This window comes from Fulvivirga sp. (genome assembly GCF_040220315.1).
Taxonomy (GTDB): Bacteria; Bacteroidota; Bacteroidia; order Cytophagales; family Cyclobacteriaceae; genus Fulvivirga.
In genome coordinates this window covers 1-13854 of record NZ_JAVJUY010000213.1, presented here as the reverse complement: position 1 = coordinate 13854, position 13854 = coordinate 1, and the positions used below count along the sequence as shown (strand labels likewise).

The following is a 13854-nucleotide window of genomic DNA, read 5'->3' as shown; positions in this document are numbered from 1 at the left end:
TATAGCCCCGGAGGTGTTTTAAATGTACCTCCAACCTATGGCCACCACGTTTTTGGCTATGGTGCTGCTGACGGTGCTATTGATCCAACTCCAGCGAACAATCTTTCTTATGAAAATAAATTTGGTTACAGTGCTGATTTTATTGAGGGTGCGCCTTCTAATTTAATTTTTGGAAGCTTAAATAGAAACACAGGATCTAACATCGTCATATCAGAATGGGTACCAAACAGACCTATACCTATTGTTAATGTTACAGCAGAAGATGAATTATTGAACCCAGGAGAAACATTAACAGCTTTCGATCCAGGTGGTGGTACATACACCTACCAATGGTTTAAAGATGGGTTACCAATTACAGATTCTACCAGAAGCGAATTGGTAATTGGAAATATATTCTTGACAAATGGATCATACTATGTAGAGGTTGCTGGTTCTGGTGGTTGTACGCGTGCATCGAACCCTATTTTCTTGTTAGATGGAACTACACTGGAAAGTGATTCACTGGCGTTAGTTGAGCTTTACAATACCACTAATGGGGCTGATTGGTCGGACAATACTAATTGGTTGGTAGGTAATGTAAATACGTGGTTTGGGGTTGGTGTCAATGGTGGTAGAGTTACTGATCTATTTTTAAGTAACAACAATTTAACGGGAACCATTTCGGCATCCATTGGTGCATTATCGGCATTAGAAAATATTGATTTCTTAGGTAATAGTGTAGGCGGAACATTGCCAGCCTCTTTTTGGAATATTTCAACTCTTAATAGCATACAGTTTTGCTGTGGTAACAGTATTTCAGGAACAATCCCTTCAACTGTTGGTCTTTTGGATTTAACTACTCTTGACCTTGGCGGAAACAATTTCAGCGGAGCGTTGCCTATAGAGCTTTTTAATAATTCTAATTTACAATTCATTAACCTTTGGGATGATGGCGACAATGGCATGAACCTAACTGGCAGCCTTCCATCAACAATTGGAAATCTGACATCTTTGATTGCTCTGGATATAAGTGGCAACCAGCTTACAGGAACAATACCTAATGAAGTTGGAAATATGACTGCCCTTGAAACGTTTAATCTACGCGAAAATCAGCTTTCTGGCGACCTGCCAGATGCGGTTTGGCAGCTTCCAAATATCAGAATTGTACAAGTGGACTATAATTCAGAATTATCGGTAACATTGCCTGCAAACCTCACTTCCCTCACACAATTGGAAATTCTTGGTATTTCAGGTACTGTAGCAATTGGTGGACCATTCCCAACTGACTTTTATTCATTAACAAATCTTACTGTGTTAGATGTGGGAGGCCATGGATTTACTGGCACGATAGATCCTGCCATTAATAACCTAACCAATTTAGGCGGGCTTTGGCTTTTTAATAACCGGTTAACTGGTGATTTCCCGGATATCAGTGGGCTCACAAATCTGCAGGCAATGTCTATTGGTGGAAATTTATTCACCTCCTTTCCAGATATTTCGGGCTTACCAATAATACAAACTCTCTTTTTGCAAGCGAATCAACTCGATTTTAATTCTATTATTCCCAATTTAAGTATTCCTGAATTCACGTATATACCACAGAATAGAAGGGATTCCAGGTATGAAGTAATAGATGAAGGTGGAGACCTTCCATTAGTTAATCCTTATACTACAACTGGAAACAGGTTCACTTGGATTAGAAATATCAGCGATACTCTGGCTCTAAATGTTAATGCTGCAAACTACACCATCACGAATGCAACTATTAATGATTTGGGTGGCTATTATGCATGGATTACAAACCCAGCGGTTCCTGATCTAACAATATCTTCACCTTTTTATAATGTAAGCTCTTCTGTAGCACCTAAAGCATGGACTGTAGACAATAAACCTGGATCAGTCGCTGACTTTAAAACCTTTTATGCTGCTTTTTATGGAACAAGCACTGGCGATACGCTCTTTGTATCAGGCTCGGATATACCCTATGATGTTGGAGGATTAAGATTGGAAAGACAAAGATATATTTATGGCCCCGGGTATTTTTTATCGGACAACCCTGAAACTCAGGCAAATGATACAACGGCTCGTATGCCGGGAATTAACATCACTGAAGGTTCTGAAGGAACAGAAATATATGGACTTGATTTTGGTTTTGTCAGATTAAACAATGTGACTTCATTTAGCGATGATGTTTTAGAAGATATAGTTTTATCTAATAATAGAATTGGCGATTTAGGGATCACGGACGATGTGGATAACATAACCATTTCAAAAAACTTTATTGGTGAATTTTCATTCGCATCAACGTCATTATTGGGCACAAGTAGGAATTACACTAATGTTTTAATTGAAAACAACATTATTGATACAGTAACAACTGCCATTTCGAGAGCTACCGCAGCAAGAAATGATATGACCAACGTAGTTTTTAATAGAAATACGATAGGGGTATTCCTAGACAGTATCAGCGATGCATCATTAACCAATAACATCATTAATAACTATCAGGCCACAGGCAATACTACGTCAGGTACAATTAATTTTGGCACGGCTAATTTTACTAATTCAAGTGGCACATTGTCCATTGATAATGACTTTCAATCAGCTGCGAATGCAGGAGCATTTTCTGGAGCAAATCCTTATGTTCTTTCTGGTATCGCACCAATTCCACATATTTTTGCATTGAATGATATTGGTCGGATACGATTTAATGTAAATGCTAAAAATGAATTAGATAGCGATATAACCTTTCTTAATTATCGATTGGGTGAAAATGGGGAATTAAAACAAAGAGGTACTGTAAGAAGGTTAGAGCCCGGCAACCCTGTTGAAGTGTTGTTTAGGCCTAAGCTTGGTGAAATTACGCCAGGTGCAACTGTTTATATGATGATATGGCCCAAGGATGCAAACGGGGTACGAGGGGTGCCTCAAAGTATATCATTTGTTGCTGAAACTACTACTGCAAGTGGACAGATACTAACCTCTTCGGGTGATCCTGTTACGAATGGAGAAGTATTACTTTTTGAAATAAACCAGGAGGCCACGGCTTTTGATACGTTATCAACAAGCCTTAATAATCAGGGTAATTTTACCTTTAGCAACATTGTTATTGGTGATTATCTGGCACTAGGCAAACCGAATGTTAATAACTTCCCCGGCCAATTGCCGACCTATTTTGAGGAAATTGATTTATGGGAGGAGGCAGACACATTGCTAATTGAGGCCACTAACCCAACTTTCAACATTACTTTGATTGAAGAACCTCGCGAAGAAACAGGACCTGGTCAAGTTGCTGGTTTTGTAGAAGAAGAACTTGATCAGGGTAACGACCCTGGCGGCAGAATAGATGCCAGAGGTAGGGTAAATGGCGCTGGGGTTTCAATGCGAAGGGCAAGACAAACCGGCAGAGGAGAAGAAACGGTGTATGATTTAGTAGATTATGTTTTTACGAACGAGAATGGTGAGTTCTTCTTTGAAAATTTACCGGCTGCAGACTATAGAATTAACATTCAGTACCCGGGATATCCTATGGATAATGAGTCTGATGTGGATATTATTATTGAAGAGAGCAAAAACAATGATTACAATCTGGAAGCATTGGTTGACGAAGGTAAAATATCAGTAACTATATTATCTACTACCGGATTATTGGATGAATTGATTCGTAAAGTGAATGTATATCCTAACCCTGCCGTTGAGTCAATAAAAATCGAATTTACGGATGCTATTAACTTTAAGGGCCAGGTTCATGTGATTATCACTTCGATTACAGGAGAGTCTATCTATGAAAGTCATTTTAATGGGGAATCAATTAATCGAAGCAGGTTATTGGAAATACCTACCGGGATTTATGATGCGGGCACTTACATACTTAGTATTAAGAATAATGAACACGCTCTAGGTACAATAAGAATTGCCCTGGTAAAATAAATAGGAGCATTAATTTACGAGGTGTTGCCCACAACAACACCTCTTTTTTATTTAATCAGATTTTCTTTCTTAAATTCGTTTATCACATAGTGTGATTTAAGTGCAAATGAAGCAAAGGTTATTTTTTAAGCTAGTTGTCCTATTTGGTTGTGTTTCCGTTTTTTCCGGCTGTGAGAGCTGTGATGAATGTTCAAATGATCTTTCAGCGAGATTCAGGTTTGTAGACTCTAATAGAATGGAAATTCTTGACGACCCTGCACTTCTCTCTATTATCGACTTTAATAACAATAGTTACACGATAGAAAGGGACATAGTTGAAGAAGACACATTTTATATCGCAGATTTAAGTGCAATAAGTATAGAGTTAGAACGGCCTGACACAGTACTATTCACCTACGATAACCTCTTGATTGATAGCGTTGCTATCGACTATGTATTCAGCAGCGATAGCAGGTGCTGTCAAAACACGTTAAAAGTAAATAGACTCAACTTCTTCAATCGTGACGAAGCACGAAGAATAAAACCCAACTTCTCTATTTTCGATATTATAATCGATTAACTCTTTTTTCTTGTAGATAAACCAAAAGGTAAATACAGTGGACAGAAGCTAATAAAACTAGTGGCAATGAATATAATGGCGAGGATGCCTAAAATAATGGCCACCGTTCCGCTTAGAACGCCAGTATAGTATAAATAGCCTATAAGCAGAGCTATTATTATACGAATTAATCGATCGGCTTTTCCCATATTTGCTTTCATAGTAGTGTGTGTTAGGTTAAAAATATAACTAGACCAGAAACGATTGAAATGCATAGAATGCATACGATAATAAACTTAAAAACTTTCATAATCTAAAATAGATGTTAAAACATTGATTTTGCCGAAAGTAGATCACTTGTTAAGATGATTTATGTCATTATTTTCTTAGTACCGTAAATTCCACTCTTCTATTGAATGCCCTACCCTCATCTGTATCATTGCTTTCCAATGGCACAGATTCTCCATACCCTTTTGCAACTAATCGGTACTCTTCAATTCCATTAGAGATAATATAATCTACCACAGCTTCTGCCCTACCCTGAGATAAGTTTAGGTTATAATCATCAGAGCCTTTGCTATCAGTATGGCCGGCTATTTCAATTTCTAACGACCTATTCTCCTGAAGGAATTCCACTACTTTATCAAGCTCTACAAATGACTCTGATTTCAGTGTTGTCTTGTCAAAATCAAAGAAAATATTATTTAACCTAACAGTTGTACCTATCTCAATTGGCTTTAAATAAAGGTCTTTTGTATAGGCCGTGATCTCGTCATCATAATGTTCCAAACTATCATTTGCATTTAAATAACCTTCAGCTTTGGCTACCATACGATATACACCTGTTTTGGGGAGTTCTATTTCGTAGTAGCCGGCTTCGTTGGTTTTTAATTTTCTAGTCTTATCACTATCGGGCAGATTAAACTCCAAGGATGCTATAAGTGGATCACCTGTCTTTTCATCATAAGCAATGCCGCTTAACAGCACTTTCTTTTTTATAGGCTGTAGCATAATGTCCTTTATCACTGTAGTGTCATGTGTTATCTCTCCAAGCGAAAATTCTGTTAAACCCGGATGGTAACCATCAGCAGATACATTGATGGCAAAATCACCATTCCCCTCCAGCAACACCGCTGAGTAGGTGGCTTCTGGCGATGACATAAGCGTATCGATAATTTCATCATTCCGAACAATGGTCATATGAGCATCAGGTATTCCCTGTCCTGTTTTTAGATCCAACGTTAACCCTTTCAAGTTGATGTGTATGTCCTTAAGTTTTAATGAGAAGATGTCAAGGTTCCCACCATCAATGGTATTACCCGATTGTGTGGTAAATACGTTATTATGATTGTCAATTGAAAGGTAAGCATCATAAGCACGTGTGTTTAGAGGTCTACCTACATTAACAGGATCAGACCAATTCATCCAGGTATCATCCAGTCTTACAGTTTTATAAATATCTGAATACCCGAGACCCATATCTTTTCTGGTACTTGAAAAATAAAGGGTTTTATTATCGGGTGCTAAAAAAGGCGCAAACTCATCTCTACTGGTATTGATATTCGCTCCCAGTCTTACCGGTCTCGACCATTTATTATCGCCTAAGTTTTTACTTAAATATAAGTCGTTGAATTCGCTATTATCCCTTTCACTAAAGTATAACACCATAAATTTGGCATCGGTAGACATGGTGGCCCCGTAAAATTTTCCTTTATGCATGTTTTTAAAATCTTCTACATCTATATCTTCCGGCTTACTCCAGGATGCACCTTCTTTATGTGTAAAAGAAAAACCTTCCCTATTTTTTGAACCACCTCCACGAATAAACAAAGTTTCATTATCTGGCATAACTGTAAACACCTGATTTGCCTGATTTTCATTCAGTGGCTTGCCCATGTGCTTAGCTTCTCCCCATTGCCCATCTTCACCCATTTCAGAATACCATATATCCTGACTTCCCTCTTTGCCATATGTGTTTTCGGGATGATTATGAACAAAAAAGTAAAGTACCTTTCCATCTGCAGATATTACAGGGGCCCCCTCATGATATGCCGTATTCACTTTTCTTCCCAAATTCACCAACTCATAGCGCTGGCTATATTCCTGAGCGAACAGAATAGTGAAAGCAAAAGACAGAAATACTGTAAGAAATAATTTCATAGAGTTGGCTTTAGTTAAGTAAAGATATAAAAAACAAGAAGGTGAAGTCAAATAATCTTATGTATCCTTATCATTGCATTCTCGTATTAATTTGGTGATGAGGAAATACCTAGTTTTATACTTTCTGTCCTTTTCGACTATCTCTTTTGGTCAAGAAACTACCGTTGAGATAGTGGGGGAAATTATTGATGCTGAAACTAAAAGCGCTGTTCCTTATGTGCACATCATCAACAAACAAAGTAATGAAGGAGTGGCAAGTAATACAGAAGGCAGGTTTTGGATCAGGATAAACCCAGGGGATACACTTCTTTTTTCAGCTATTGGTTTTGAAACTTATCAGTTTGTGATAAATAAAAGCATAACTACTGATAAGATGTTGGTTACCATCGAACTCAGTCAATCAACGTTAGAATTAGAATCAGTGAAAGTATTTGCCTATAAAGATGAATATGCACTGAAGAGGGCAATTCTGGATGTGGAAGTGCCTATAGAAGATAAGAAAAAAGGTATTCAGCTACCGGGCTTCAATTACGGACCAAAGAAAGAATGGAAAAATTCTGCGTTTACGAGTCCGCTAACGGCCATTGCTGGTATATTTAGTAAAGAAAACAAGGAGCGTAAACTTTTAGCCCAGGCTCAGAAAAACACACACCACTTTCAGCAGTTAGAGTCAAAATATAATGAACAGGTAGTTAAAAAAATTACTGGCTTGCCTGAAGATAAAATAGAAGATTTTATGGAGTTCTGTGTAATTGACAACGGTTTTATAGAGAAGGCAACCGAATATGAGCTAACTATTGTTATCCAACGCTGCCTCACAGATTTTAAGAACATCCTCGAAAAATAAAACCCTGACGGAGACCGCCAGGGTTGCAAGCAAAGAGTGAATAATTAATTTTTAATAAGAGTAAAGTTGCACGCTTTTTAGCTCTTTGTCAATAACTAACTCCTAATTATCTACCAAAACAAAGGAGCTCCAATAATACGGATGCGGATATTTCTGCTTCAATGTTTTTTGTGCCTGATTAAAGGCCGCCCTTTTATTACCGGATTTCAACCAGTTAGAATAAAATGAAGTCATTAATTCCTGGGTTGCGTTATCATCAACCTTCCATAAACTCATGAGCAATGATTGGGCGCCTGCACCAAGGAATGCTCGCTGTAAACCATACACACCTTCACCGGCTTTCACATCACCCACCGCTGTTTCGCAGGCACTGAGTACTACAAGGTTTGTACCACTCAAATTAAGATTGATAGCTTCGTAGGCAGTAAGCACTCCATTATTACTACCTTCCATCGGAGCTGCATTGGTTAATACATTTCCGGCACCTGATAATAATAAACCAGACCTTAAAAGCGGGTTATTACGGGCACTTTCCACATTCACGCCAAAAACTTTATTCCCGCTATTGTCAAGATCTTGTAGAAAATAGCCATGTGTAGCAATATGCAGTAGGCTTGGTTCATTAACGCTTTTGACAACATTTTCTGTTGCCTCATTTTGAACGTACGTTTTTGTACTAACACCAGAAGCCTTTAGTTTGCTACTTAAAATACTCACTTCTTTTGCCGTTCCTGGCAGTGGGTTGATTTCACTATTTCCAAAGCTTGGGTTACCCAAAACAAAGGCTGACTTGATTGATTTTTGAGCTGATTGGGTGCCTATAAATTTTGTATTCCCTATATAATGAATTTCATAGTTATCAATAACATAGCCCAAATCAGATTTTAACCCGTTTAGGTTAATCTGGTTAAATATTCCATCTGCAGAAAAATAAACCATTTTCTTACCTGCCGTTAATGCATGAATGGGTTTCCAGTATTGATCATAGGAATAAACATCGTTCAATTTTTGACGTATGGCATTGTTGTAATACTTAAAATACCTTCCTTCCAGCTGTTCTCCATTTTCAAATACATTTGTTAATACCTCGCCTTCCTTGCCAAAAACAATTGCCGCATACTTTATTTCTTCGCCTAAATACCTTCCAAAGTATCTGTATCGTATTACTTCTACTGCACACTCACCAGATGAAAGTTTGGCCTGCACATCGCTCCATTTGGTTTCTGAGAGTGAGTATCCTTCCTGAAAGAGTTTAGATTCTTGAGATAATTGTTTCTCTGTTCTGTTCGTAGCTATTTCCAGAGAGTCTCTGTTTATATTTTGTTCTTTTAACTCTTCTTTCGAATAAGAATAGTATTGTGCCAGCATTTCTTTCTGATCTAACCATAACTTATATTGTTCAATCAGCTTATTGTCACCGCTAGTTAAAATCTTATTCTTTATTTTATTAGTCGAACTAAGGAGTAGTCCTTTTGTAGCAATATGATAGTTATATGCTTTCACCTCAAGCTCATTCAAAGTGTTTTTTGGGTCAAAAGCAAATGAATAATATGCCTCAAACCTTGGCCGTAACTGATCCCAATACTTCGTCTTTTCAGACTCACTCATTGGTGGGAAATAGCTGTTAATAAAGGTTAAGGTTTTGCCAAGTGTTTTATCAAAAAGGTCTGATGCAGCATCATACTCTCCGAGTTTCCATTCAACAACTGCTAAATCTTCCAGGCTTTTAGCATAGTCAGGATGTTCTTCGCCCAAAACTGTTTTATTTATTTCAAGTGATTCTGTAAGTAATTTTTTAGCTTCTTCTAATTTTCCCGTATAGCGGTAATAATTTCCTAAGTCGCTAATGGCTGCTGCATACAGCTTATGTTCTTTGGAGAATTTGTCTTCGTAAATATCAATGGCTCTTTTCAAGAGAGATTCCACCTCTGCCTCCTCTCCTGTTAGCAGGTAAACAGACGCCAGATTATTAAGCATGTGGGCATAATCAGGATGTTTGGTGCCAAATTTACGTTCCTTAATCTGAATCAGGTCTTTGTAAATAGCAATCGCCTGTTGGTAATCCCCAATTTCGGTATATAACAGTGCCTGGTTAGATAGAAATTTTTGATGGTTGTTCGACTTCTCACTTTGTATATCAGCAGAAATGGCAATTACCTGTTTCATTACTTCTGATGCTTCATCAAACCTGCCTACCGACTGGTAGAGCATGGCTTTGTTATTTAAGGCAATTGCCGATTGCATACTTTTCTTTCCTGAGACTGTTTCTATTACCTCAATAGCCTCTGAAATCGTATGTTCCGATTCGTTATAACTTCCGGTTTCATTCTGAAGAACGGCCAAATTATTTAGTGATACACCATAGGCAAGGCTAGTCTCACCCAAATTAGCCTTTCTTAGTTCCAATGCCTGATTTGTAAACTCAAACGCCTTGGTGAAACGGCCCATCGTACTATAAAGCAGGCCTAAATTGGATATGGTTGTGTAGTAATTGATGTCATCTGTTGAATTTGCTTCGTAACTCTCTTTGGCAGAAATCAGTAAATATTCTGCTTTTTGATAATACCCTTTGGCATACGCTAATTCCCCCGCATCTTTTAGCTTTCTTGCTTTCATTTGCTCAGAATCATCTTCATTGCTTTTAAAAGTACTTATCAGCTTAATGGCTTTATCTTTACCTGTGTCTGCATTAATCAAATCAGAGTTGTCACTTACTGAAATAGCAAAGCTGAACGATGTTGAATCAACCTCAGAACGGGCATCGGCAAGTTTTTCACTTGCCAGGTCTTTTATTTTTTCCTGGAGGGCACTTGATTCTGTTACTGACTTTGCCTTTTCTTTTAAAAACTTCCCTAATTGAGCATTTGAAACAGATACGCTGAATAAAATTGCTGCGATAGTTATTTGTAGTTTCATAGAAATGAATTTGTACGAAGTTATTGAGAAGTATTCTTACCAAAAAATACCAGCCCGGAAATCATTATTAACCATCATTTCGTAATTTGGCCGATTCATGGGTTTAATAAAAACAGTATTTTTAAAATTGTATATGATCTGGGTGTTGATTGTATTCACCACTTTCATGCTCATACTGTTGCCTTTAATTGTACTTCCCATCCTTATCCACGTTCGTGTTGGAATGGGGACCTTTTACGGACTCAAGATTTGGTCTAGAATTTTTAGCTTACTCAACTTCATTCCTTATAAAATCATTGGTAAGAAGAAGGTTAATCCAAAGGCATCGTACATATACACATGCAATCACACATCCTTTTTAGATGCACCAGGTATTGCGCTTGCTATTCCAAATCAATTTAGGCCGTTAGCCAAGAAGGAGCTATTGAAAATTCCAGTATTTGGGTTGATAGTAAGGGTTGTTACGGTGGTAGTTGATCGCTCCAGTCCGGAAAGCAGAAAGGCCAGTTTACAGAAGCTCAAAGACATTATTAAAAAAGGAGTTTCTATTTTGATCTTTCCTGAAGGAACCCAAAACAGAACCAAAGAGTTACTACAGCCATTTTATAGTGGTGCCTTTAGAACCGCAATAGAATCCGGCACGCCAATAATGCCAATGGTGGTGATAGGGGCTGGTAAATTAATGCCTCCCGGAACATTAAATATTAAGCCAGGAAAAATAAAAGTAGTATTTGGAGAAGCCATTTCTGTTGAAGGCTACACTATGAATGACGTAAATCAATTAAAAGATCACACTTTTAAGGTAATGGAGGATTTGTTGAAGGAGAATTCGTAATACTTCGTAGCTGGCATATACTCATAGAAATGATTATCTACATTAAAAACATGGTATGCAGCCGCTGCAAAATGGCAGTTAAAACTACATTGGAGAAGTTGGGACTAACGCCTGTCAATGTAGAATTAGGCGAAGTGAAAATAAAGGAAAATGAGATTTCGAATGTAAGGGCACTTCTTATAAAGGAACTTGAAGCAATAGGTTTTGAACTATTAGATGATAAGAAAACCAGAATTATCGAAAAAATAAAGAACCTGATCACAGATTTAGTCCATAATAAGAACAACAAACTTAACGTCACACTGTCAGATTATCTGAAACAGGAATTACATCAGGATTACAGTACCTTAAGCAATCTATTCTCTGATGTTGAGGGTATTACCATTGAGAAGTACTACATCCTTCAAAAAATTGAAAAAGTAAAAGAACTGATAGTGTATGATGAATTAACACTTAGTGAAATAGCATTTCAACTAAATTATTCCTCTGTCGCCTACCTCAGCAACCAATTCAAAAAAGTAACTGGTCTTACGCCCAGTCATTTCAAAAAACTGGGAAGCATCAAACGCAAACCGCTGGATGAGCTGTAAATCTTACAAATCCATTCCAAAATAGTGTAACCTATAATCCATTTGCTCTTCCGACATTTGTGTTGTATCTACTAATAAGATGATGACACATACATATCAAATTTCAGGGATGACTTGCAATGGTTGCCGCAGCCATGTTCAGGAAACACTCTCAAAAGTAGAAGGTGTAATACAGGTTTCAGTAGATCTGGAACAGGCAAAAGCCACCATTGAAATGGAATCGCATATTTCTATTGAAACTTTTCAGGAGGCATTGAAAAAAGATAGAGGTAGATACAGCATTCACCTTCCTGGTGAGTCTAAACACCATCATCACTCATCTTCAGAGCCTGAAAAACCAAAAGGAAAAGGCAATGGTGTTTTTTATTGCCCTATGCATTGCGAAGGAGATAAAACATACGATGAGCCCGGTGATTGCCCGGTATGCGGGATGGACTTGGTGGAAGAACAGAATTTAAACTCAGGCTCTTCTGAAGAATGGACTTGCCCAATGCATCCTGAAGTTGTGGAAGATGAACCAGGCTCCTGCCCTATTTGCGGGATGGAATTGGTACCTAAGCAACCAGACATTTCATCTGAAGATAAAACCTATAAGCGGCTGTTAAAGAAATTCTGGATTGCCTCAGTGTTTACGCTACCTATTTTCATAATCGCCATGAGCGAAATGATTCACAACAACCCATTATACGATATTTTGAGCTTGAAATATTGGAATTGGATACAATTTGCTCTTTCCATACCTGTGGTATTCTACGCTACCTGGATGTTCTTTCAGCGTGCCTACTATAGTGTGAGAAGAATGAATCCAAACATGTTTACCCTAATTGGTCTGGGAGCTGGTATTGCCTGGTTATTTAGTTTATTCGGCCTGATTTTTCCTGATTTTTTTCCTGATCAATTTAGAACAGAATCTGGTACGGTGCATGTCTATTTCGAAGCAGCCACAGTTATTTTAACGTTAGTATTATTAGGTCAGTTGCTGGAAGCTAGGGCACATAGTAAAACCAACTCCGCTGTTAAAGAATTACTAAAACTGGCACCTAATAAGGCCATTAAAATTGAAAATGGAGAAGAGATTGAGGTGTCCATTGATAAAATAGAATTAAACGACATCTTAAAAGTAAAACCCGGTGAAAAAATACCGGTGGACGGTATTATTACCGAAGGCAGTACCAGTATTGATGAATCGATGATTACCGGAGAGCCTATACCTGTCGACAAATCGGTTGATGACACGGTAAGCAGCGGTACCATTAATGGTAATCAATCCTTTTTAATGAAAGCCGAAAAAGTGGGCAATGACACATTGCTGGCACAGATTATCACCATGGTGAATGATGCCAGCCGAAGTCAGGCACCCATTCAAAAACTTGCCGACAAGGTTTCTGCCTATTTTGTGCCGATAGTGGTACTTATTTCGATAATCACGTTTGTTGTTTGGGCTATTTGGGGGCCAGAACCTGCATATGTTTATGCCATGGTAAATGCAGTAGCCGTTTTAATTATCGCTTGCCCTTGTGCCTTAGGATTAGCCACACCTATGTCGGTAGTGGTAGGTGTAGGAAAAGGAGCCCAAAATGGTGTATTGGTAAAAAATGCTGAGGCTCTTGAAAAAATGAATAAGGTAACCACATTAATCGTAGACAAAACCGGAACGATTACAGAAGGCAAACCAACCGTTGAAACAGTGGTATCTTTTGACAATGGCCTGGATAAAAAAGAAGTGTTACAACACATTGTTTCACTTAATACTGATAGTGAGCATCCTTTAGCTCAAGCCACAGTAAATTATGGAAAAGAACAAGGTGTGGAAAAAATAAAAACAGAGGAATTTAATGCTGTTACAGGGAAAGGTGTAGAAGGTAAAATAAATGGCAAATTTTCTGCATTAGGCAATTTGAAAATGATGGAGCATGCTCAGGCAGAAGTAATTGAACAAATGCATGAAAAAGCACAGTCCTTCCAGCAAAAAGGTAAAACCGTTTCTTATCTATCTGTAGATAAAAAAGTGGTTGGTTTCATAGTTATAGGCGATAAAATTAAAGGGACAAGTGCTAAA

9 protein-coding genes are annotated in these 13854 nt (G+C 37.9%); 6 read left to right on the top strand and 3 right to left on the bottom strand.

All coding sequences use genetic code 11. The features are described 5' to 3' along the window. Positions 1 to 3909 (top strand): T9SS type A sorting domain-containing protein (locus RLO81_RS10495; protein WP_502880448.1); only part of this gene is annotated, 3909 nt, incomplete at its 5' end. A gap of 235 nt (positions 3910 to 4144) precedes the next feature. After that, entirely contained in the window at positions 4145 to 4468 is a 324-nt protein-coding gene (locus RLO81_RS10490; RefSeq protein ID WP_350111137.1) for a hypothetical protein, read from the top strand. Here RLO81_RS10490 and RLO81_RS10485 read toward each other — a convergent pair. Both RLO81_RS10485 and RLO81_RS10480 read right to left on the bottom strand, forming a co-directional pair. Next, entirely contained in the window at positions 4465 to 4668 is a 204-nt protein-coding gene (locus tag RLO81_RS10485; protein WP_350111134.1) for a YgaP-like transmembrane domain, read from the bottom strand. The genes RLO81_RS10490 and RLO81_RS10485 overlap by 4 nt on opposite strands. Positions 4669 to 4825: 157 nt before the next feature. Beyond that, a complete protein-coding gene (locus tag RLO81_RS10480; RefSeq protein WP_350111131.1) occupies positions 4826 to 6607 on the bottom strand; it encodes an OmpA family protein in 1782 nt (593 codons plus the stop codon). A gap of 97 nt (positions 6608 to 6704) precedes the next feature. On the opposite strand from RLO81_RS10480, the gene RLO81_RS10475 reads away from it, so the two are divergent. Next, a complete protein-coding gene (locus RLO81_RS10475; protein WP_350111129.1) occupies positions 6705 to 7454 on the top strand; it encodes a carboxypeptidase-like regulatory domain-containing protein in 750 nt (249 codons plus the stop codon). A gap of 102 nt (positions 7455 to 7556) precedes the next feature. Here RLO81_RS10475 and RLO81_RS10470 read toward each other — a convergent pair whose 3' ends face one another. Beyond that, the gene (locus tag RLO81_RS10470) at positions 7557 to 10370 is read right to left on the bottom strand and encodes a CHAT domain-containing protein (RefSeq protein ID WP_350111126.1); all 2814 of its coding nucleotides are present in this window, start codon (positions 10368 to 10370) and stop codon (positions 7557 to 7559) included. A gap of 97 nt (positions 10371 to 10467) precedes the next feature. On the opposite strand from RLO81_RS10470, the gene RLO81_RS10465 reads away from it, so the two are divergent. The 3 genes from RLO81_RS10465 to RLO81_RS10455 all read left to right on the top strand — a co-directional run. Further along, positions 10468 to 11205: a lysophospholipid acyltransferase family protein gene (locus tag RLO81_RS10465; protein ID WP_350111123.1), complete on the top strand. Its 738-nt coding sequence runs from the start codon at positions 10468 to 10470 to the stop codon at positions 11203 to 11205. A 71-nt stretch (positions 11206 to 11276) separates the two neighbouring features. Next, entirely contained in the window at positions 11277 to 11795 is a 519-nt protein-coding gene (locus tag RLO81_RS10460) for a helix-turn-helix domain-containing protein (RefSeq protein ID WP_350111120.1), read from the top strand. A gap of 79 nt (positions 11796 to 11874) precedes the next feature. Next, positions 11875 to 13854: heavy metal translocating P-type ATPase (locus RLO81_RS10455; RefSeq protein ID WP_350111117.1), on the top strand; the 1980-nt coding region annotated here is incomplete at its 3' end.